This window comes from Neobacillus sp. PS3-40 (assembly GCF_030915485.1).
GTDB lineage: Bacteria > Bacillota > Bacilli > Bacillales > Cytobacillaceae > JAUZPL01.
This window is the reverse complement of sequence record NZ_CP133266.1, coordinates 3,428,594-3,452,481: the sequence shown is the minus strand read 5'-3', so window position 1 is coordinate 3,452,481 and position 23,888 is coordinate 3,428,594. Positions and strand designations below refer to the sequence as shown.

General features: G+C 34.8%; 16 protein-coding genes and 1 pseudogene. 5 read left to right on the top strand and 12 right to left on the bottom strand.

The window, feature by feature from the left end; translation table 11 throughout:
- The first annotated feature begins 44 nt into the window (after positions 1 to 44).
- Positions 45 to 2,219 (top strand): YheC/YheD family protein, encoded by a 2,175-nt coding sequence (locus RCG20_RS16885; protein ID WP_308181271.1) that lies wholly within the window; start codon positions 45 to 47, stop codon positions 2,217 to 2,219.
- 121 nt (positions 2,220 to 2,340) lie between these two features.
- Here RCG20_RS16885 and RCG20_RS16880 read toward each other — a convergent pair whose 3' ends face one another.
- From RCG20_RS16880 to RCG20_RS16870, 3 genes are all read right to left on the bottom strand, one after another.
- Positions 2,341 to 3,564 (bottom strand): ATP-grasp domain-containing protein, encoded by a 1,224-nt coding sequence (locus tag RCG20_RS16880; RefSeq protein ID WP_308181270.1) that lies wholly within the window; start codon positions 3,562 to 3,564, stop codon positions 2,341 to 2,343.
- A 208-nt stretch (positions 3,565 to 3,772) separates the two neighbouring features.
- Complete coding sequence (locus tag RCG20_RS16875) at positions 3,773 to 5,098, bottom strand: C40 family peptidase (protein WP_308181269.1); 1,326 nt, start codon at positions 5,096 to 5,098, stop codon at positions 3,773 to 3,775.
- A gap of 131 nt (positions 5,099 to 5,229) precedes the next feature.
- Positions 5,230 to 6,633: a Mur ligase family protein gene (locus RCG20_RS16870; RefSeq protein WP_308181268.1), complete on the bottom strand. Its 1,404-nt coding sequence runs from the start codon at positions 6,631 to 6,633 to the stop codon at positions 5,230 to 5,232.
- Between the two features lie 263 nt (positions 6,634 to 6,896).
- Between RCG20_RS16870 and RCG20_RS16865 the strand changes: the two genes are divergently transcribed.
- Positions 6,897 to 7,655: a YheC/YheD family protein gene (locus RCG20_RS16865; RefSeq protein ID WP_308181267.1), complete on the top strand. Its 759-nt coding sequence runs from the start codon at positions 6,897 to 6,899 to the stop codon at positions 7,653 to 7,655.
- Positions 7,656 to 7,904: 249 nt separating this feature from the next.
- On the opposite strand, the gene RCG20_RS16860 is transcribed toward RCG20_RS16865, so the two are convergent.
- Positions 7,905 to 8,366 carry a hypothetical protein gene (locus RCG20_RS16860; protein WP_308181266.1) on the bottom strand — a complete coding sequence of 154 codons (462 nt, stop codon included), beginning with the start codon at positions 8,364 to 8,366 and terminating at the stop codon, positions 7,905 to 7,907.
- A gap of 493 nt (positions 8,367 to 8,859) precedes the next feature.
- On the opposite strand from RCG20_RS16860, the gene RCG20_RS16855 reads away from it, so the two are divergent.
- Positions 8,860 to 9,924: a YheC/YheD family protein gene (locus RCG20_RS16855; protein ID WP_308181265.1), complete on the top strand. Its 1,065-nt coding sequence runs from the start codon at positions 8,860 to 8,862 to the stop codon at positions 9,922 to 9,924.
- A 4-nt stretch (positions 9,925 to 9,928) separates the two neighbouring features.
- Here the strand turns inward: RCG20_RS16855 and RCG20_RS16850 are convergent, their stop codons facing one another.
- The gene (locus RCG20_RS16850; protein WP_308181264.1) at positions 9,929 to 12,040 is read right to left on the bottom strand and encodes a peptidoglycan D,D-transpeptidase FtsI family protein; all 2,112 of its coding nucleotides are present in this window, start codon (positions 12,038 to 12,040) and stop codon (positions 9,929 to 9,931) included.
- A gap of 260 nt (positions 12,041 to 12,300) precedes the next feature.
- Between RCG20_RS16850 and RCG20_RS16845 the strand changes: the two genes are divergently transcribed.
- Positions 12,301 to 13,908 carry an ATP-binding protein gene (locus tag RCG20_RS16845; RefSeq protein WP_308181263.1) on the top strand — a complete coding sequence of 536 codons (1,608 nt, stop codon included), beginning with the start codon at positions 12,301 to 12,303 and terminating at the stop codon, positions 13,906 to 13,908.
- A gap of 204 nt (positions 13,909 to 14,112) precedes the next feature.
- Here RCG20_RS16845 and RCG20_RS16840 read toward each other — a convergent pair whose 3' ends face one another.
- Together RCG20_RS16840 and RCG20_RS16835 are read right to left on the bottom strand one after the other, a co-directional pair.
- The gene (locus RCG20_RS16840; RefSeq protein WP_308181262.1) at positions 14,113 to 15,060 is read right to left on the bottom strand and encodes an L-lactate dehydrogenase; all 948 of its coding nucleotides are present in this window, start codon (positions 15,058 to 15,060) and stop codon (positions 14,113 to 14,115) included.
- Positions 15,061 to 15,088: 28 nt separating this feature from the next.
- The gene (locus tag RCG20_RS16835) at positions 15,089 to 16,705 is read right to left on the bottom strand and encodes a lactate permease LctP family transporter (RefSeq protein ID WP_308181261.1); all 1,617 of its coding nucleotides are present in this window, start codon (positions 16,703 to 16,705) and stop codon (positions 15,089 to 15,091) included.
- Between the two features lie 558 nt (positions 16,706 to 17,263).
- Between RCG20_RS16835 and RCG20_RS16830 the strand changes: the two genes are divergently transcribed.
- A complete protein-coding gene (locus RCG20_RS16830; RefSeq protein ID WP_308181260.1) occupies positions 17,264 to 17,434 on the top strand; it encodes a DUF3896 family protein in 171 nt (56 codons plus the stop codon).
- A 300-nt stretch (positions 17,435 to 17,734) separates the two neighbouring features.
- Here the strand turns inward: RCG20_RS16830 and RCG20_RS16825 are convergent, their stop codons facing one another.
- The 5 genes and pseudogenes from RCG20_RS16825 to RCG20_RS16805 all read right to left on the bottom strand — a co-directional run.
- Positions 17,735 to 18,265, bottom strand: a complete 531-nt coding sequence (locus RCG20_RS16825) for a YehS family protein (RefSeq protein ID WP_308181259.1) — start codon at positions 18,263 to 18,265, stop codon at positions 17,735 to 17,737.
- Positions 18,266 to 18,839: 574 nt separating this feature from the next.
- Positions 18,840 to 19,262 (bottom strand): YlbF family regulator, encoded by a 423-nt coding sequence (locus tag RCG20_RS16820; RefSeq protein WP_308181258.1) that lies wholly within the window; start codon positions 19,260 to 19,262, stop codon positions 18,840 to 18,842.
- Between the two features lie 470 nt (positions 19,263 to 19,732).
- A complete protein-coding gene (locus tag RCG20_RS16815) occupies positions 19,733 to 20,158 on the bottom strand; it encodes a hypothetical protein (RefSeq protein WP_308181257.1) in 426 nt (141 codons plus the stop codon).
- Positions 20,159 to 20,798: 640 nt separating this feature from the next.
- On the bottom strand, positions 20,799 to 23,036 hold the full coding sequence (locus RCG20_RS16810) for an ATP-binding cassette domain-containing protein (protein ID WP_308184379.1): 2,238 nt from the start codon (positions 23,034 to 23,036) through the stop codon (positions 20,799 to 20,801).
- Between the two features lie 207 nt (positions 23,037 to 23,243).
- Positions 23,244 to 23,381, bottom strand: a pseudogene (locus RCG20_RS16805) (NCS2 family permease); the annotation flags it as partial.
- Positions 23,382 to 23,888 lie beyond the last annotated feature (507 nt).

The window sequence follows — 23,888 nt, the reverse complement described above, 5'->3', positions numbered from 1 at the left end:
GTAGCATTTAATATTAATATATTATTTCAAGGAAGGGGATTCTATTGACCTTAATAGGAATGCTTCATCAAAGAAAGGATCCAAGAACTGTAAGGAAATCATATGCATTTGCCATTGTAGCCAAGGCTGAAGGTGCAGATTTTGTTTACTTCTCACCAAAGGCTATTAATTTTGTAAATAAGAGCATTAAAGGTTTTATTTATGAAAATGGTGTATGGAAAGAGCGAATTATGCCTTTTCCAGATGTTATTTATAATGATGGAAGTCCTGAGAAACTGAATAAATCAAAGGATATTATCAATAGGCTTAGAGAAATTATTCCATTTACAACTAACTCATTAGGGAACAAATGGAATATAAATGAACGTTTAAAAGAAGGAAAAGAATTCAGTAAGTATCTAATACCTTCAAAGATTATCAAGGATTTGAACGACATTAATACATTTTTGAAAGACTTTAAAGAAGTTGTCATCAAACCGATCGATGGCAGAAAAGGTCAGGGGATTTATTTTATCAAAACAACGAAGAATGGTTACTTAGTAAATAAGAATTCAGAGGATACACAATTTACAGAGGATGAATTTTCAAAACTTTTCGAGTCCTTACTTCAAAAAACTGCATTTATTATTCAGCCCTATATTTGCAGTAAAACAAAAGGAGGACTAGCGTTTGATTTTCGTTTGCATATTCAAAAAGATGGCGAAGGAGAATGGGTAATTACAACCATTTATCCACGTATTGCACCAAATGGTACGATTATAACCAATATTAATAATGGCGGATATACCAATTACCTAGAACCTTTTTTAAAACAAGAATTTGCTAACGAAGAAGCGTATAACATTAAACGAACGCTAGAGCACTTTTCACTTGCTTTAGCTCGCCACCTTGATGAACTTCAAATGCTTGAATATCAAGAAGTAATTGATGAAATTGGTGTCGATATTGGATTAGACCAAGATCAAAAAATCTGGATTTATGAAGTGAATTGGCGCCCTGGTTGTCCGCCAGCTTTTTATTTAGAAATGGATGTTGTGAAGAACACCATTCGATATGCCATGTATTTAGCAAAGAATCAGGAGAAGATCAGGCAAAAAATTCAGCAGTTAAAGCACAAGAATATGGAAAAAAGGCATATTCCCATTATCGCGATAACTGGGAGTGCAGGTAAGACCACAACTAAGTCTTTTATTGCCTCCATCTTAAAAACAAGAATGAATATTTTTGAATCAAAGGATTACTGGAATACAACGGAGCATACGAAAAAACATGCGGATGAAATTGATTCATCCCACCAAGCTATTGTACTTGAGTATGGAATGGCTTACCCAGGAGTTATTACAGAGCATTGTACTATTATTCAACCAAACATTAGTGTTGTAACCAATATCGGGATGGCTCATATTGGTAACTTCAATGGTGATATTAGGCAAGTAGCACATGCAAAATCGGAATTAATTCATGGTATGGATCAAGAAGGGACATTGTTGATTAACAACGATGATGAAAATTCTAAATATCTTGAGAAGGAAAAGTTCCGAGGTAAAATTATCACAACTGGGATAAATACACCTGCAGATTATAGAGGATATGATGTTTCATATGCTGAAAATGGAATGAATTTCAAAATGAAACTTCACGGTGAAGTTATTTCCTTTTTCATTCCTATTTTCGGAAAACACCATGTGTATAATGCTATAAATGCAATTGCGGTTGCTGATTATTTAGGTTTCTCTGCTATGGAGATTAGATCAGGTTTACTTTTTAGAAAACCTCCTCGCCGAATGACTATTTATCATCTAAATAAATCGATCACTTTAATTGATGATACTGTCCATGCCACTCCGCAGGCGGTAATAGCTGCCATTGATGTTTTAAAAAATATTGCTCCAAAAAGAAAAATCGCCATACTTGGGCAAATGCGGGAGCTTGGTGATTTACGAGATGAACAATACCAAAAAGTAGGCAAAATTCTAGTAGAACAAGAAATTAATATTATCATCACTTACGGGTTTAGAGTAGATGCTATTGGCACAGGAGCAATAATGGCTGGATTTCCACCAGAAAAAGTAAAACATTTTTTAGATAAAGATCTTTTACACAAGTACTTGCTAGAGATTCTTGACGTGGGCGATACAATTCTTGTCAAAGGGGCAAGTAAAACCCATATGTTTGATACAGTTAAGTTTATTGAAACAACATTCGGAGAGGTCGAATAAATGCAACTAGGCCTCCGTCATCGCCTTTAGCAGCTCGCCAATCGGCGAGTTTTCTTTATTTCTCATATTCATTAAAATCAGCAATCAAAAAGCCCTATCCAAAAGCGATAGGGCTTTTTGTTTACTCATTCTCTATTATATGAAACTCTATTTCTTTCGCAGCTTCTTTTGCTAATTGCTTGGCTTCTTCCATAGTTTCACCCGTTGCTATTACGTAAGCATAGCGATGACCCATTGATAATGGTGGTTGGATTATTGCACCCTTTCTCGGTTTAACATATACCTCAACTACACCCGGTGATCGTGTTGCCCTTCCTTTACCTGTTACCTTCGCTAATACCCCTTTATAGTCAATAATTACATACTGGGTAAAAACGAAGTTGTTTGTTTTTTTTGCTAAAGATGGCGTGTCTCCTGTAAGCATTTTAAGTGTTTCTTCCACTAAATTGAAACCAAACGCAGCTTGAATCATCCTATTCATCGCTCCGCCGGATATTCTCGGATTTATTTCGATCAACTTCCATCCATCCGCTCCCAACCTTAGCTCAAGATGATAAGCTCCATTTTCAATTTTCAATTTAGATGTAATTGATTGTACAACTTTGCCAATGCCCTCTTCTATATCTGATTGGACCTTTGCTAATACACTGTATCCTGTTACAATGAATCGCTTTCCTCTGGTGATTTCCTGTTGAATAATTGCAGCTATAAGTATTTGCCCCTTATGGACAACTACCTCCACTAAATATTGTTCTCCATCAATGTATTCTTCAATTATAATCGCATCATCAGGATATTTTTCTCTTAATCTTGTTGCACTTTTTTGTAATTGTTCTATATTATCGGCAAATAATACATCTTTTGACCCGCATGATTTAGAATTTTTAACCATAACAGGATAATTTAATTTAGTGGGTATCGCGGCTCTTGGTATTGGAATCTCCTTTTCAACCAATACAAAGGTTGGCGTGAATGCTTCATTTATGAAAAACTTCCGTTGTTCTTCTTTGTTTTCCATGATAAAAATAGTATCCGTTGATAAACAATTTCGACAAAATTCATCGGCTAATATTGAGGCTGTGTATACATGTTGATCAATAAAACTTGTTATGGCAGTAATTTCATTTCCTTTATGCTGTAGTGTTCTAATTTGCTCTTTTAGATCCTCTATATTGATGGTATCTAATAAGATTAATTGATGAATATCTGGATATTCTTTCCTTTGTTTAATCTGTTTTTCACTATCTGTAAAAACCACAGTATAATAGCCTAGCTGTTCCGCCGCCTTTACCGCTTCTCTACTCGAGCCTGATTTATTTACACCAATAAAAATAATCGTCTTCACACATCCTCACCTCCATTTTCTAAAAGTGATCCAATATACTCATATGTTATGACCATCCTGAAATTTTGAATGGTCGCTTGTCACACATAAATATGGAAGATGAATTTTATTATTTCTTGTTACGTAGGCAGCAATCGTATCGCCCAACAAAGCAAAAAAAGAGAAGCAAATTTCGCTCCTCTAATTAATGTCCGACCACAGATTCTCTTTAGTTCATATGTCTTGCTGTTACATAATTTTGTTGTGCCCATGTCGTACTAAGTGTTTCTTTTACAAGGCCACTTTTTGTAGTTAGGTGTATTACTTCGTTATTCCCTGCATAAATACCAGCATCTGTGATTTTCGTACCACTACCATCTAATGAGAAATAAATAACATCACCAGGCTGTAAATTATCTTTTGCAACAAACGTGCCTAATTCAGCTTGTCTACTTGCCAATTTTGTTTGTAAATCAATACCATTCTGTTTAAATGTATAGTAAACAAATCCAGCGCCAGTAAAGGTTAACGTATTTTCATCGTACGTATAGCCAAATTTAACTTTTCCTATTAGATTTTCAGCTAAGGATACAACCGGATTAACAGGTGTTACGGATTCAGTTATTACACGTCTAGCTGTTAAATAATGTTGAGCATACCAATCGAATAGGATGACTCTCGTAACGACACCACTTGAAGTTGGAACAATAAGTCGTTGGTCACCAGCGTATATTGCGACTATTCCTGGAGTTGTTGAACCCACCGAATTAGTAAAGAACACCAAATCACCTTTTTTAAGCTGATCTTTCGCAACTGCACTACCAAGTTTCATTTGCTCTGTCACACTATTTGTGCCCAAATCGATCCCATTTTTCTTAAAAGTATAATTCACAAATCCTGGATCTGTAAATGTCATTGATTGCTCATCATTTGTAGAACCCATAGTTACTTGATTGATTAAGCTATAAGAAGTATCAACAATTTTATCACCTTGTGTTGCTGGATTCGCTGCTAACAAAGTTGGTAAAACTCTTCTTGCCGTTAAATAATTATCTGTATAGTATGCCTTGCTGTCCAAATCTGAAATGATAATGTTTTGAACAGAATCTGCCATGTGTATGATCTTATTATCTCCAATATACATTCCAACATGATCAGCTGGCTCCGTGTCAGTACGATTTGCATCAAAGAATACTAGATCACCTTTTTGGAGTTGATCTTTCGGAACGTAAACCCCTTGTTGCATCATGTAATTTTCATTATACGTTGCAAGGTCTACACCATTTTTTTCAAAAATAAAATTCATGAATGTTGCACATGAGAATTTATAGGGATATGTGCGCTTATATTCAGTTGTACTGTAAGTTGCTTTTCCAATTAAATCTTTTGCATATGCGATCAATTGGTCTGCTTTTGCATCCACTGCTGCTTGGTTATTATACGTATTTTGTACTATTGTAGCAGCCGAAGCCTTTGAAACATTTATGGCAGGGATACCGAAGCTGGAAAATGCCAACATCAATGCCGCAGTAGTCGTTATGATTTGTTTTTTCATGGGTACCTCCTGGTTTGGTTTTTTTTGGTTCCGTCCCAAGGGAACAAACCAATCTTAACATATAAAAATGGAAGAGAGCATTGGTGATTGTTTCCAATGCTCTCTTCCGTCGCTAATTTTTAGGGGTTAATTTATTGTTCATCAGTTGGTTTTATAAGCTTTAAACTGCTTGCCAAATCAATCATAGAACGGCTCTTCATTGGTCCTTTGATTAATAGTAAGGAATGATCATCGAGCTTGTTTTCCAAAATCTCTTTCACACCTTCAACTGTAAGAAACATATGAACATGTCCTTTGAAACCATCTCGCAATGCTTGTTTTCCAATTTCTTTAGCCTTTTCGCCAATTGTAATTAATGTATCAAACATTCTTTCAGCTACCATAGAGCCTACTTTTTGATGGTACTCTATTTCATAATCTCCAAGACGATTAATATCACCTAACAGCAATATTGACTTTTTACCTTTTCCAATTTCATCAACCACTTTTAAGGCTGCTTCAACAGATAATGGGTTGATAGTCCAAGTATCATCTATAATCGTACATCCGTTTATTCCCTTACTTATCTCTAAGTGACGCACCATATTCTCGAAAGTCGCTAGTCTCTGTACGGCTTCTTGAATATTCATCCCCATCGCATGAACAGCCGCAATCGCTGCCAATGCATTATACACTTGATGTTCTCCGTAGCCAGGGACGAAAACTGGATAGCTAGAATTGGCATAAAAAAGGTCAAACTCCATCCCATCATTTGCAAAACGAATGTGATTGGCTTTGTAGTCAGAAGTTTTTTTTGTACTAAAATAGATCACTTTACCCATAAACCTAGCCAGAGATATTTTTTTAATATTATCATCATCTGCATTTAAGATCAGTGTTCCATTTTTTTTAACACCTTCAACCATTTCACCCTTTGCTTGTACATATCCCTCCAAGGTCTTACAACCATCGAGATGGTGGGCATCAATGGTGGTAATAATGCCAATCGTTGGTTGATAAATGAGACATTGATGTTTAATATTCCCTATATTCCCTAAGCCAGTTTCAAATACAGCCATTTCTGTTTGACGATTTATTCCCATGAGATAGGGAAATGAGCGTCTTGGTTCATTCTTACTACTCTCTGTAGCTTGAACAAGGTGATATTTACTTACTATATGCTTAATCATTTCTTTAGTCGTCGTTTTTCCACATGTACCAGTAATCGCCACAACAGGAATATCAAATAGGTTTCGGTAATAGTTCACAAATTTCCAGTATGCCTGTAATGTACTTTTCACCCGAATAACTGTCGTATTTTTACGGACCTTTCGCAATTCTTCCTCTGGTTTATCGGTAATAACAACACATGGACTTATACTTTCAAGATGCCCCCAATAAATCAATTCTTTTTTATATAAAAAAATAACTGTATTTGGACGGTCTAATTTATGTCGTTTGTACACAACGGCTTCCTTTACATACCAATCTTCGGTACCACAAACTAAATCACCTTCTAGCAATGTGCGTAAATCCTTTACAAGTATTGGTTCCACTTTATAAACCTCCTTTTCATATTCTTATGGAACTATCAGTATTTTGTCTGTACATGCAACTATTTTCAAAAAGCTTTATACAATTTCATTTAATTGGTGTCTTTGCGCACTAAAAAAAGAAGCATTCATGCTCCTCAAAAATAGCGTTCTATCACCTTTTCATTCATACTTTAGGCTGAATTTTTCCACTTAACCCACACTGAAAAAGAATCCTTTGAATAAAGATAAAGTAAATAAAGCTATTGTGAAAGTGGTGAGAAACGTTGTTTCCAAAAGTAGGAAAGCTTGAACAGTACAAGTTGTTGGTTGCCAATCCTATAGCCTCAAAGCACATACCAGTTACGCTTGAGTATTCGAAAGAAAATTTACTTCATTTACTTGATCTCTATCAAATTGTCTATATTAAACATGATACATCCGGACAAGGAAGAGGAGTTTTTAAACTAACCAAAAGAGAAAATAATTTTCAAACCCTTAACGGTTATTCCATTGTTGGAAAAGTAGTGAATCAAGAACTGGAAATAGATCAAATACACAGTATCTTACATCCCTTTGAAAGATTGGGACGTTTGAATCCCTACATCATTCAAGAGGGAGTTGAAAGTGTTTCAAAGAATGGACAACCTCTTAACATACGGGTGCATGTTCAATTCATAAAAACAGATTGGGTTATTGGCGGAATGTACGCTTCTGTTGGTTTTAACGATCTTGAAGAAAATGGGGTAGTAAATCCAAATAGAGGCTCACATATCGTGTCGATACAGGAACTTTTTCAGAGTTTTCTAGGATTGGATCACGACCAAGAAAGAAACATTATGAGTAAAATATCAAGTGTTTCCATTGAAGCTTCCAAAGCCATTGCAAGTAAGTATTGGTCAAGAGAATTTGGTGTAGATATTGGGCTAGATCATCAATGTGAACCTGTTATTTTTGAAGTAAACACAACTCCAGGTATAGGAGGATTCTACAAAGCCGATAAGAAGTTATGGGAACATATCGTAGATACTCGAAAAATCTTATGATTAAAGAATTGAATGAGACACCAAAAACAACAATGCCCTGTCCAACATATTGGATGGGGCATTAATTTTAACTTGATATTTGAATTTCTAGGAAAAAAATAAAAATGTAGTATATTATCTTTTCATCCTATCTATCTACATCAACAAAAAATAGTGTGCGTACCATTCACATGGCACTACACACTATTAAGGACCGCTCAACTACCCAAAATGGGGGTGAACAGAACCCCCATTTATGGAAGTTTCACATTAAGAACAACCTAGAGCAATAATTGATCCATTTCCAACAGGTTCAGCGCCAGTTTGACTGAAAAAGCCGGTAATTACAAAACTTTGAACATTATCAGTTCCTGCTGCTTGATCTCTGAAGACAGCAGTAAAAGGTAGCAATGCATTACCTAAAAAGCCTGTTTTCAAGCCTGTCCCAGTGACAGTAACCACACAGTTTACTCCTTCTTTGTTACATGTGACTGTAGTGATTTCCGTCCCAACAAGCGACGGACTAACTTCAAATGTGAAAGAAGTATCAGGTGCATTACCATCAGTGTCAACAAAGGTTAGTAAGAGTGTAGATTGTTCAATTGTGTCAAAGCAAATATTAGCAAGATAGGTCAAAGTTCCTGTTTCGTTTCCATTGAGACTATCAAATTTAACGTTTACATCCTCTTTAACTGCGTTGACACGAACACCACAACTACAACGAACTCCCATTATGATCCCCTCCTTTCTTGTGATCTTCTATATGGTATGAAACGATTCTTCCATTGCTTGTGTTAAGTTACTGAGTATTTTCATCATTTTTCTTCTGTATTTTCTTACCTTCTTGTATTCGGTATTGTGTTCACCATTTCTTGGAGGGACTTAATGAATTCAGGAGTCAACCAAGGACTGATCAATCCTTCTCAACTGATAAAAATAAAAATGAAAACCAAAGAGGTTTTTTACATATATTGAAAGTAACTTATTCAAAGGTGGGGGTTTGATGGTTAATTCACGGGGAAGGTGGAGTCAATATCACATTTTAAAAAAGAATAAAAGCCTTTTACCTTATTTGGTAGAGACTGAGATTTATAATAAAGATTCCTTTTATCGTACATTAAATCATTTCCTCATTTTCAGACCGTGTTTTGGCCTAAATGAAATCAAGATTTCTTCGTCTGAAGGCGGTCTATATACTATTGAGAATGGGAACTTCACATTAACTTTGGATGGAAAAGAACGGGTTTTTAATTATCTTAATGAAGTAAAAACAGAACAATCTTATATACTTCAGAACATGGATTTTTTGAACAATTTAGATGATGGTAAGATTTTTGAAGTATTTGTTACTTTACAGCGAGAAGCACCCTCTAAATGGCATGTAGCAGCCGTACTTGAAAAGACCTGTTTAGCGAAAATGAAGCAAATACCAAAAATACTACATGAAGTAGCAATTATGGCTGCCTTGAGTTTAGAAGAATTTTTACCAAAGTGTCCAACAATTGTGTTGGATATTGGATTCATGAAGAATAAACTGTGGATTCGTGATATCGACCTCCACTTTTCTAAGAGCAAATGGAGTCAGTTTCAAATTTTCACCTCATCAAAGGAGATTTCTAATTACGTCCCCTATACTCAATTGGCCACGCCCTGCATTTTCTCAGAATTAATCAAGAAAAATAAGCAGGTCTTTCTTAAACCTTGCTTTGGTCAATGGGGAATCGGTATTTTGCAAGTGTCTTTGCTAAAAGAAGATTTATATGAAGTTCATAACGAAAGAAAAAAAGTCACCTTTCAAAGTAGCAAAGAAGTCATTGATTATCTTCAAGCACATTATCTCTCAGAGAATCGTTATATCCTCCAAGAAAGAGTATCATTAGCAACAATAGATGATTGCCCCTTTGATGTTCGCGTTATGGTTCAAAGGAACAGTTATGAACCAAAGTGGGAAATTACAGGAAAGATTGCAAAGATAGCCAGCAAAGACTTTGTCGTAACAAATGTTGCTAAATCTCTTTTACCAATAGAAGAAGCTCTCCAAAAAGCTAAGATAAAAACAATATCAAAAAATTATATACTTTTTACTATTGATAAAATTTGTATAAAGGCTGCCGAACTTATTGGGAAAAATTTTATTGACGAAAAGACGATTGGTTTCGATATTGGAATTGATCATAAAGGTAAAGTATGGATAATAGAAGCAAACCTTAGGCCAGACTCTTCTATGTTTCATCGTTTAGAGGATAAAACAATGTACGAAAAAATAATTAGTAAAAAGAAACGAAAATGAAATCCTATTTTGCACGCATTTCTTTCAAATCAAAATATGCTTTAAAAACCTCATTGGCTATTTCTAAATTAGTGTGTACTTTATCGGTTGTTGACCATGGAACTACAACTGAAATGGCAATTTCAGGATTGTCGTAAGGTGCATATCCTACAAAAGTTACATTCCAAGTCATCGGGTGGACTGGTAATGGTCCATCATATAAAGCTTGGGCTGTTCCTGTTTTTCCGGCAATCTTATATTGTTTATTCGTTATATATCCGTATCCAGTACCTTGTGGTTCGTTAACAACCATTTTAAATCCGTCTTGAACACGTTTAATCCAATCTGCCTTCATATCAATTCTGTTGTATATTTTCGGCTTAATTTCACTAAAAATAGGGCCCAATTCATCTGAATTATAATTCGGCTCCCTAATTTCTTTTACTAAGTGCGGTTGAATTCGATAACCGCCATTTGCGATGGTTGAGACATATTGAAGGAGCTGCAAGGGTGTATATGTGTCATACTGTCCTATTGCAAAGTCCAATACTTTACCACTCTCAGGAGGTATTTGGCCAGCACCAAACCCATTCTGCTCGCCTGGTAGGTCAATGCCTGTCTTAATCCCTAATCCAAATTGAGCAAAATTATATCTCAATTTGGTTATTGCAGCGATTTTGTCTATCCTTAATGGGCCATCCGGAACATATATTTGTTGCCCACCAATTTTCATTGCGGTTAAAAACATATATACATTTGAGGACCTTTTTAAAGCGTATAAATCATTAATACGGCCAAAACCAACTGTATTCCAAGATTTTTTAACATTTGTTCCTTTAAACTTCAAGGGTTGGTCATATTGTATATCTCCAGGAGATATCGCACCTGTTTGATATCCAGTTAATACTGTAGCTCCCTTTACTGCAGACCCCATTGAATAGGAAGTTGTCATATTTCCTAGTGCGAAGTCAACAATATCCGTTTTATTAGTTTCATTATTCTTTATATATTGTTTACCAGCCATTGCAAGCATTTCTCCAGTTTTTGGATTCATAACAGATACAAATGCCCTATCCATATATGGCTGACCAACCTTGGCTTTACCAAATTTATCTTGAATAATTTGTTCAACTTTTTGTTGAAGATCTATATCAATTGATAATACCAAGTTTTTCCCACTCTTACCTTCTCTGAATACGTTAGAATCTATGACAGAACCTGATTTATCCGTTATATTTTTTATAACTTCTTTTTGACCTTGCAGGATATCTTCATACTGCATCTCAAGATAGCTCTTTCCGACACGATCATTTCGGCTATAGCCCCTCGCTAATAAGTAATCTAGTTTATCTTTTGGCAAGCCTTCTTTTGAACTAGTAATTTTCCCTAATACTGAACTTAGAGTTCCATTCCCTTCTTTATCTTTAAACACATAATACCTATCCCAATCTGTTGTGGTTTCAACTCCAGGTAAGGAATCAAGGTTTTCACTAACAACTGCATATTCTTTATCAGTAACATTTTTATTTTTAATAATTTGAGGAGTTAACGCAGTTCCACTGGAAATCTCACAAAAAATAGCCAATACCTCCAGTTCCTGTTTAGAAAAAGAATGTAGCTCTTTCTCAGTAATTCTTGCCCTCGTTAAATCATAAATTTCTTTATCAAATTCTTTATTATCCAACTTTTTTTTCTTTAGTCTGTCTTTATCCGCCTTGGTTACCTTAGCCTTAGCTTCATTAGGATGTTTTATAATCCAAAAGTCTTGACGATCACGATTTTTAATAATTCTAAAATCCTCTTCTGTGTCTTTACTAATTAGCTTAGCTAACTTTGTTGCAATGTCTACCATTTCATCATGTGTAACTGAATTGGATCGTGTATAAGTAATCGCTTTTAAAGGTTTATTTCCAACTACGAGCTTTCCAAATGTGTCATATATTTTCCCACGCGGTACCGATGAATTTATTGGAATAATCACTTTTTGTTCTATCTCAGACAGATAATTTTCTCCAGATACGATCTGCACCATCCCGAGCCGAACAACTAACGTTGAAAATAGGATAAAGACGACAAAAAATAGAATATTTATTCTCAATGGGAGATACCTACTTTTATCCTTTCCGATCTTCTTCAACTTGGACAATCCTCCTCGAAAACTCTTTTTCGATATTTAACTGTTCTATTCCATTTCTTTTAAAAGAAGAATCAACATCGCAAAAAATACACTGAATTTTCACTATTATATAAAGTTTAACATGAAAAAGGGCTGAGTCCTCTAACTAGTTTATTAACTTGTGAATTTTCCGAAGCAAAAACAATCTAGCTATAGATTATTGCTATAATTATTATTAAAATGAGAATAACTGTATTGATTTTTTTTGAGGTGTTTAATGGATGAATGAAAATGAACCATATTATATAACTGAATCAAAGAGAATGTGTAAAGAAAATGGAATGGATCCAAACGAAGTAGCTAGTCCAAAGAGATTTATGACAAATCAAGTACTACATAACAAAAGGAAGGAATACAGTGAGATCTTATCTGTAGTGAGTTTTTTCTCAAATAAGCTCTTGGATTCATTAAATGGAACACCCATCTTGATTGTTATCTCTGATTCAGAAGGTTACTTATTAGAGTTAGTTGGTGACAAAACAATTAAGACTACCGTAGAACAATTTGGTATTAAATTAGGAAGTCTTTTTACACAAGAAGATACGGGTACAAATATTGTTAGCATATCATTAAATTATAGACACCCTGTAAGATTAATAGGTGAAGATCATTATCACAAGTTTCTATATGACATAGCTTGTTACGGTGTATCGTTTCAATACTCTGATGAAGATAATTTACTTGGTAGTGTTTGTATAATGGTGCCCATCTTATTTCAAAATCCCTTATTTTTAACAATGTTATCTCAGATGGTAGACTCTATTGAAAGAGAACTGTTGCTAAGAAAACAGAATAAGAAACTTAATATTTTAAATCAAATTATGTTAAGCAGAACACGAAACGGAATTATAATTACTGATGAAAAAGGGTTTGCAACTGAGTTTAATGATTTTGCACAGCAAATTTTAAACCGACCTAGAAACACTATTATAGGAAAGTGTATCTATGATTTTGATTTAACTGGAGATTTTTTTAAACGAGTAATAGAGTTTGAAGAAAAATATGAAAATGAAGAACTCCAATTTAAAAATAAAAATGGTGATCAAGTAGTATGTTTATTTGATGCTCAACCAATCTATGAAGATAAAAAAGTAATTGGTGCATTTGGCCAATTTAGAGATATAACCGACCGTTATTTAATTGAAGAAAAAATGAAAGAGTCTGAAAAGCAAGCACTTGCAGGTCGAATCGCTGCTGGTATTGCCCATGAAATTAGAAATCCTTTAACAACCGTTAGGGGATACCTGCAATTTCTTACTAATGACGTATCTAGTAATATATCCCACCTGTTTTCTAGTTTATTAATCCCAGAAATTGATCGTGCAAACAAAATTATTTCTGATTTTTTAAGAATTGCAAAGCCTTCATATAAAGAGCTAGAAACGATACAAATTCACCATTTTTTTTTAGAATATCTATGGAAATTTCTTAAAAGTGAATCATTGCTCTACAACGTAGCGATAGATGTTGAAATTTCTCCTGCCACTAAAAATCTTTCTATTCTATGTAACCGTGAAGAGTTATTACAGGTATTTATTAATTTATTTCAAAATTCCTTGCAAGCAAAAGAGGACTCTCCTTTAAAAATTAAAATTAGTACGAGTATAGTTAACTCACGTGTTCAATTTATTTTTAAGGATAACGGAAAAGGAATTTCCCCATCAGTACTAACAAATATATTCGAACCATTCTTTTCAACCAAAGACATTGGAACAGGTTTAGGTTTATCTGTATCCAGAAAAATAGTGGAAAATCACAACGGAACGATACATGCCGAGAGTAACGAAAGTGGTACAAGCTTTATCATAGAAATTCCCTTTTACAACTAGCAACAACTCTGGAAAAATATACAACATCCAAGAATTAACTATAACGATTGGCGAGTCCCTAATGGCGATGATAGAGGCGTAGTTGCCCCCCATGCGCTAGTAGAATTTATGGATATAAATTCTGCTTAGTTAAGAAAACCTTACAATAATCGAAAAAGCCTATTTCAAAGGAAATAGGCTTTTCACTATCTTTTTTCTTATCAATTAAAGTACAGGCCTCATTGTTTCTTTTAGCACTGAAACAGAATGATTAAATTGTTCTTTTTCCTTTTCATTAAGCTCAATTTCGATTACTTCTCGGATACCTGCACGGTTAATGATAGCGGGAACACCGATAAACACATCATTTTGGCCATATTCTCCATTTAGATAGGAAGAAACTGTTAGGATGCTGTTCTCATTATTTAGGATCGCCTTTGTAATTCGAACAAGGGACATTCCGATTCCATAATATGTTGCACCTTTTCTCTCAATGATATGATAGGCAGCATCACGTACGTTAACAAAAATAGTTTCTAAGCACTCTTTTTTCACATCATTAGTCTTTGCTAAAACTGTTTCAAGCTGCTCCATTCCAATGTCTGCATGGCTCCAAACAGGAAGCTCCGTATCCCCATGTTCACCAATAATGACAGCATGAACATTTCTTGAATCCACATTGAAATACTCCCCAAGCGCAAAACGTAGTCGTGCGGAATCTAATACTGTTCCTGAACCAATAACACGTTCTTTCGGTAAACCTGATTCTTTCCAAGTTACGTAGGTTAAAATATCTACTGGGTTTGTGGCCACCAAGAATATCCCGTCAAAACCACTTTCCATAATGTTTTTTATAATTTGTTTAAATATTTTCGTGTTCTTTTCAACTAATTGTAATCTGGTTTCACCTGGCTTTTGTGCCAATCCCGCAGTAATGACAACTAAGTCTGCACTTCCACAATCTTGATAAGAACCACTCCATACCTTCAGATGTGAAGGCGCAAATGGCATTCCGTGGTTAAGGTCCATCGCCTCACCCTCAGATTTTGCTTCATTCACATCGATTAAGACTAATTCCTCAGCAACTCCCTGATTTATCATTGAATATGCATAGCTGCATCCTACAGCACCTGTTCCAATTAATACAACACGATTTACTTTTCCATTATTCATGATGATTTTCTCCCTTCAAATTAAAAAATTAAAATATAATCCAACTAGTAAAACCAATTAACACAAGAAAAACTAAACTGTACTTTATCGTAAACTTGAATAATTCGTTGTCTCTTCCTACCAATCCTACAGCTGCAGCAGCAACTGCAATGGACTGCGGAGAAATCATTTTTGCCATTGTCCCACCCATCACATTTACCGCAACCATAGATTCTGGAGGAATTCCAATTTGGGTCGCAGTAACGGATTGAAGTGGGGCAAATAAGGATCCACTATTTACAACTGAACCAGTTAAAAATACCCCTAGCCAACCAAGAATTGGCGAAAATAGCGGGAAAATTGTTTTAGTAGAAGCAAAAGCTAGACCAAGAGTTGATGACATACCAGAATAGGTACAAATATAGGCAAATGCCAATACGCTACAAATTGTTAATATAGGTGTAATTAGTTGTTTCCCTGTTGCAAAAGCCGTTTCTTTAATTAATTTCCAGTTACACCGGAAGATCAGTAAAGTAAAAATAATCGAAAGTACAATGGCAGTTGTTGTAGATGAGAATAAATCAAGCTTAAAAACAGCAGCATATGGACTATTCACAGGGACCACCGGCGCATGTTTAATTACTAGGTTATTCAGACCGGGAATTGGTAAAAGAAGTACAAATTTACTAAGCGGTCCACCTGGAATAAACAAGTTTTTCATGAACGATAGATTAAACAGTGTTACAAAGCCAGTTAATAAAATGAATGGTAGCCATGCAAAGGCTATTTTACCTACAGGATAAGCAACAACTACTAAACTATTTTTAGCATCCTTCATTTTATAGACTTCTTTTGGTTTCCATATTCTTAAAAAGAGAATGAGTGCAATTAAACTAACAATAGCAGCAAAAATATCTGCAAGTTCTGCTCCTAAGAAATACAAGACTGCAGCCTGGGTAAGTCCAAATGAACCGCCACTTACCAATATGGCTGGTAATGTTTGACGTATTCCTTTAATGCCATCAATAATGAAGATAAGTAATAATGCAACTATAAGACTCACCAAAGGTAGAACTAATGCGGTATCTCTTCCTACAGCTAAGCCATTTAAACCAGTAAGCAATGCTGGAGTGGTTACTGGTATTCCCATCGCTCCATAAGCCCCACCTGCAATATTGGCTATTAAGCAAAGACCTGCAGCATATAAAGGACGAAATCCCAAACCAACAAGAATCGCAGCAGTGATGGCAACTGGGGCTCCAAACCCTGCAGCTCCTTCTAAAAATGCTCCAAATGAAAAGGCTACAAGTAATACCTGAATTCTTTGATCTTCTGTTACAGATGAAATACTATTTTTAATAATAGTAAACTTCCCAGTTTTTACTGTTATTTCATATAAAAAGATTGCTGCTAAAACAATTGATGCAACTGGCCATATCCCGGCAAGAGCTCCGTATCCTGCAGCGGCAGCTACCATCGCAGGCGGCATCTTATAAACAAAAAGAGCTACAATTCCTGCTACCAGAACACTTAAACCACCTGCGACGTATCCTTTTAACTTAAATAGGACTAACATAACAATAAAAAAGATAATTGGAATGGCTGCTATACTAGCTGATATCCAAATGTTACCTAATGGATTATATAATTGTTCCCATACACTCATGTTGTCCAACTCCCTGTTGATAGGTTTTTCTTACGTTTATTACGAAATCAAATAGATTAATGAAGTTACAATTGATTCAAAAAGGCCTTTTCTATTTGCGATATTTATCATTACCACGTTAACAATAGTAAGTATAACATTTGTTTGTGAAATATTTCACATTATTTGTGAATAGAATATGAACTTTTGATTGATATATTTTTTTAAGACGTGAGTTTACAACTATAGAAGAAGATCGATTAATAGTTTAGTAAGTCTAACTACTTCTGTAGTTAGAGGAGAACACTGCACCAGTGGAGCTTGATTCCGTTTAACTATTAGTTTTAGTTAAATAAGCATCATGTGTATGAATAAAATTGACCATTTTGGATTTTTGTATATTTTTGGATTTTTTATATAAAAAAGGCTTCACAAATTCACAATACATTTGATAATTCTCTCACATGTTTTTCCTGTAAAATAATAGATAAGCAAGAAGTTTTATTTTTATCTAGATGAACAAAATAGTATTGGCAGAATATGTATCCAAAATTCTAAAAGTAGGAAAGGGTGTTGGAAATGGACTACCAAGAAATAAAAGAAAAATTAGAGACATTGAAACTGAAATTAATTAATAACATGCAAAATCCTACCTTATCAATAGAAGAGAAAGAAAATATTCAAAACTCAATTGTAAATTATGAGTATATTATCGAATTAACGGATATGAACCATTTTGCGCGTGGGTAAAGGTTTATTTAAGGGGGCGAATGGAGATTTGCTCCTTTTTTAATTGGCTTTATTACATAATATTGTTGATAAAAATGATTTTTTACTCATTTGTGCGTCACTGTAGTGATACACGAATGAGTAAAAATTCAACAGAGTTCACTAACAGAGCCTTTAACTCTGGTCAGTTTTACCTTCATGAACAAAAAAACTCCCAAGGAGGAGTTTTATATTCATTATTAATGATTCACTTTATAAAAACACACTATTAATTTCCTCATCACCAGTATGTTTTTTATAGTAATTACATCTAAGATTTAGCTATTCCCTATATTGAATAGCTAATCCTTTTAAGAAATTCCTAGCGTATTTATCACCGCACTCTTTATAATTCTTATGTCCTTCTTTTCTTAATAGAGCACTTAATTCTCCTTTTGTTAAAATAACCCCTGTTTCTTCTAATATTTCCAACATGTCCTCACTTGTTAATGCTAGTGCTATTTTCAATTTCTTTAGCAAGACATTATTTACACTTCCATTACTTTTTATAGACATTGTTGGTCTTTCAGGTTGGCCTGTTTTTGGCTCTTGCCTTCCTCTTTTAAATATAATAAGGCCATTTAAAAATGATTCGAACATAAAATTATTGATTTTTCTATTCTCATCATCTTCATCTATATCTCCATCATTGCCGACTTCATTATGATTGTCCTTTGATTTTGTGAGCATCTTTAGCATTTCTTCTTTTGATACTTCAATGCCTCCAAGTTTAAAAATCTCTACCATATCAGTATTTTTTATATCTAGAGCATATCTTAATCTAATTAATATATCATTATTAGTCAGACTCACCTTTAAACCTCCTAAAAAATAGTAACTACTTGCATAGCAGTCAAAGCGTATTCCCCAAAGTACTCTAAATTTCAACCCTTATAATGTAAATATATTATCACCAAGAATAGACCTTAATACTCCAACAATTCAAAACCTACCACTTTTAGGCTAAGCACTTTTAAACTAATAGTCTAACACTTTACAGATATATTTTATAGTTTTACCTGAAATACCATTTTTAAAATTTATGAATTGCTCATAATCGTCCGTAAACGACATAAAGAAAACTTGGCTAGCGCCAAGCCTTAAGGCGCCGGCGATAGCCTAGTTGCACTTATGCGACATAGGAAAGTATAAACTTTGAAAAAAGTTTATACTTTAATATTAGCTAAAGAAAACTCGCCGATTGGCGAGCCTCTAAGGGCGATGAATAGGCGTAGTTGCCCTTATGCGCTAGCAGAATTTATGGATATAAATTCTGATTAGCAAAAAAAAGACGTGTCATAATCATGTACACGCCTTGGGATATAGTAACTATGGGTAAAGATAGGAAGCAGGTGCGGACAGTTTACGAGGACGGCACTTTTAAATCCTAATGGCCCCCACAGCTGCAAGAACCGCCGCAACCGCATCCTTCTTCAATTAAGTCTTCTTCTGTTGGAATTCTTTCAAGTTCAACTGTTTTAAGCACATATTTGATCACTAAATTTTGAACTTTATCCAATTCTTGAGATGCATAAAGGAAGTCTCGTGAAACTGGATTCAAGTAAATTTTTTCCCGTGCTTCATCAAATACATTGATGTCTTCTCTTGAGAGCTGAAGTCCTTGCTGTTGCTTTTGTTGAAGAGCACGCTGCTTTTCCATGACATCATTGTACAAAAATTTTGCTTCTTCATTAACAAAGAAATCATTGATCATTGCCCTTAATTCCGGAAATGCAGCTTGATCTATAATTAATTGGCAAAGCTCCTCAGTCTTTACTCTTATTTCTTCCATATCTGGTTTTGGTCTCATATGTATCCTCCTCAAAATAAATGCTTTTACCAATAGGAACAGTCTTATTTTTCCCATTTTACAAAAAAATGAATCATATGAAAATAATTCTAGATTTCAATCTATTATTTCAAATCAATTCTCTTACACAACAGAAATAAGATATTCTAAATCCATAATATCTTTTAATAATTTTAAGGTAGTGATATTAATCATATATTATGTCCTTTTCTTAAACAGATTCATTATTTCAAAAAAAGGACGATCTCATTCATCAAGTAATGAGATCGCCCGAATTAAATCATATTAACAAAGAATTCTACTATAAAATACTAATTTCTTTCCAAGATACTTATAAAAACATTATTCCAAAATGATTATTTTGAGTGGAAAAAATTTATTTTTTAATAGGAATTTTTAATATAAGTTTTGCTACACACTTCTACATGGTTCGGCGTGGTGATGGCTGATAAATATAGATGTAGTAGTGATTACCTTAGCCTATTATTTCGTACTTCCATTGTATTTGATAACAATATTTCTTTTGCTTTTTCCTTCATTTCCTTGTATCGTTCATTTAAAAGATTTAAGATCGTGTCGTCAGCGGTAAAATGCAGAACAGTGGCCTGGACTTCACGTCTATTGAATTTTCCCTGGTCATGAATTTTATAGCCTCTACCGTTTAGTTTATGCCTTATCATAAAACTGTCAGCTCTCTTTCCTTCTTTCGGATAGGCTTGGACAAAATTAAGAACTGCCTCTTGGCATGCACAATCTGGATTCATACAATATGAGTCAGCGACTAAAAATAACTTTCCATTATAAACTAAGTGGAAAAAATCATTGGTTTGATCGGGAAAAACTTCTGAATAACAAACTGTAATGCCTTTTGCCATTTTATTCAGCACTGCATGCATAATCATGCCACTCCTTCATTAAAAACATTGATTAAACCTGCAACAATCCCCTATATTCAGTAATTAATTGAAATTTATTCAGATTAGTATTTTGACAGAAAGTAAGTTAAGACGACTTGATAGTGGATTTTAAATGATGAAAATATAAAGGGGAGGATTGCGGATTTGATAGAAAGGTTTCTAAACTTAAAAAGATTTCATTTTAATAGTATGGTTGTTTTTACAATTTTCACCTCCATTATAGTAAAATTATACCATATATCATTTCATAATAATTATATTTTTGTAAAAAAATTCAAAAGATTGAATAAAATAAAAACGTCATTATAACTACCCTATTCAATGTGTCATTTTTGACTGTTTTTTTCAAATTGTAGTTGTACTATTAGGTCCACAATTCACCAACTTTCCAAAAGTAGTAGCCTGGGTTTTGATTTCCTGTAAGTCTAGGACAGACCAGGGACAGGCCCTTGTCCCTGGTCTGTCCCTTTGTCCAATAACTTGTATGATTAACTGAAATATTGATCTTGCATTCTCATTCACAATCTGGAATTGAAGCGACTCATATTCTTTTTTCTTGGTTTCTTGATTGCTTATAACTACATTGGTTAGCTGTCCATTTTCCACCTTGTCGACTTGTTTACAAGTATTTTGCAGTAATAGACTCCTTGCAGTTTCTCAAGTTTTCAGGTGTTCCTTCAAAAAGAATCTGTCCGCCCCTGCTGCCTCCCTCAACCCCTACGTCTATAATCCAATCGGCATTACGAATGACATCAAGATTATGTTCTATAACAATAACTGTGTTGCCTTTGTCAACAAGACGGTTAATTATAGTCAGAATGCTGGTAATATCGGACATATGTAAACCAGTTGTAGGCTCGTCCATAATATAAATATTGCCCTTTTTACTTAATTCTTTGGCAAGCTTTAAGCGCTGACATTCTCCACCAGAAAGGGTGTCTAACGGCTGTCCCAGCGTCATATAATGCAGACCGACATCGACGATGTGCTTCAGCTTATTTTTGATTTCTTTTTGAACAAAAAAATCGAACGCTTCTGCTATGGTCATATCAAGTACGCGGGCAATGTTCTTACCATTGTACCTATACTCCAAAACCTCATGCTTATACCTTTTACCGCCGCATTCCTCGCAAATGGTTTCAACAGAATCCATGAAAGAAAGATCTGTTTCTATATAACCTCGCCCTTTACAAGCCTCACATGCACCCTCTGAATTATAACTGAACAATCCGGCGCTTACTTTGTTTTCATCAGCAAATAATTTGCGTATATGATCCATTATTCCAGTAAAGGTCGCGGGATTTGAACGTAAATTTGCGCTGACTGCGGACTGGTCGATAATGATGGCATCTTTATATTCCTTCGCAAAAACACCGTTAACAAGCGTCGACTTGCCGGAACCAGCAACTCCTGTAACAACAGTGAATATACCTTTAGGTATTCTTAAACTAACATTTTTCAAATTGTGTAACGAACTTTTTTTCGTTTCAAGGAAATCATTGCTTGTCCTTGGCTTACTCTTAATCGGCATGCTCTTTCCGATGTATTCCCCTGTAAGTGTCTTGGCTTCAAGTAGGTCGCTATAGCTACCCTCAAACATAATCCTCCCGCCGTTTGTACCAGCTTTCGGCCCAACATCAACTATATAATCGGCAATCTTTATGACATCAGGATCATGCTCAACTACAATCACCGTATTGCCCTTATCCCGTAATTTTACTAGCAGTTCGTTAAGCCTGTGCACATCTCTTGGGTGTAATCCGATGCTTGGCTCATCGAAAATATACATGACATCCGTCAAGCTGCTTGTAAGGTGTTTGACCATTCTAACACGTTGTGATTCGCCGCCTGATAATGTAGAAGTTTCTCTATCCAAGCTTACATAATCGAGCCCTATTTGAATTAAATCATTCAACCGCTCAGTCAGATTTTTAACAATAGGTTGTATATGTTGATCATTAATTTTTCGGATTAATTCTAGAAGCTCATCTACCTGCATAGCCGTAAGTTCTGCTATTGAATATCCCATGACTTTCGAAGATAAAATACTTTCATTATATCGTTTACCCCCGCAATCATAGCATTGCTCTTCTGTTATAAACGGTGCAATTTTCTTCTTTGATGCCTCAGATTTTTCAAACTCAGTTTTGATGTGCTGACTAATGAATTTCTCAACAAGACCCGCATAAGTAGAGTTCATTCCTTCAACAATGGCCGAATTGATTTTTACCGGTTTACAATAGACAAGTTGGTCGTATTCCTCTTTAGAATAATCCTTGATTTTTTTGTCACAATCAAAAAAACCTGTTGCGGCATACATTTTCCACTGCCAATTACCAGGTTTATAGCCCGGCAACAAAATCGCCCCTTCGTTTAACGACTTTTCTTTATCCAACGCCTTGTCAAGATCAAGCGTTACGATCCTTCCGATTCCCTCACAGGTCTTGCACATTCCATTTGGGTCATTAAACGAAAAATAAGAGGAAGGACCAATATGCGGCTGCCCGATTCGTGAAAACAACACCCTGATTAATGGATTAATATCCGTTATGGTTCCGAGAGTTGAACGTGAGTTACCGCCTATCCTCTTTTGATCAACTATAATTGCTAACGATAGATTTTTAATCGCATCTACATCTGGATGACCATATTTAGGTAAATAAATTTGAATAAATTTGCTAAAGGTTTCATTCAATTGCCGGCCAGCTTCCTGAGCAATCGTTTCAAATACAATTGATGACTTACCCGACCCTGATACTCCAGTAAAAATAGTTACGTTGTTCTTCGGAATTTTTAAATTGACATTCTTTAAGTTATTCTCACGTGCACCTACTATTTCGATATACTCAAGTTCCATATTTGGTCTCCTTATATAGAGAATTTCTCCATTCTCTAATTCTAGTATTGCCATATTATCACAATTTTAAATGAATTTGCTATGTTTTTGGGAATCGAAAAATTCACAGAGTATGACCTGGCAAAAGTCTGGATTACAGCCATTTAACCTATAAAGGATTTATTCATTCAGTAGAAGAAGCACTCAAAGAAAGTGGGCTGAACTCTATTTATCCATCCCTGTTTTGCTTAAGATAACCGGATTGACCACGAGTATGTAAGCCATTGAAAGGAACATGGTGATTTCCGCAATACTTTCCTGCTTAAAGGAAGTGTATCAATAGGTAAATTGTAAAAATTTTTTCATGACTTTTCCTACGAATCTCAATTGCTGCGATCCACTCCCTTTTCTATTAAAATAAGGTCTTACTACTATTTTGTATAGCAAGACCTGTTTTAGAAATATCAATTTAATATGAGCTGCACTGGGTACTCAACATGGCTTGAGTGGTGATTGCAGATAGAATGATGTAGTAGTGTTTACCTTTTATACAAAAGCGCCTAATTGTGAAAACTCGGGCGTGATTCTTTCTGTATTTGCAATTATTAATACATTATAATTTTAGTGGTTTTAAAACACACCATAAGTATATTTCATCACAATCTTCTCTATACACTTTAACATAATTGTCCGATTTCCAATTAATTGTTATTCAACCATTTGGCCCTTAAATGTAAAAAGAACGCTATCCTTATTATAGGAACGCACCCTTTAATTGAAGAAGCTTGGCCTCGTATGATTTACTCATTAGCCACACAAACATTGTATTTGCAATTGAGTAAGCCTCCTGTCCATTCACGAACAGAAGGCTTT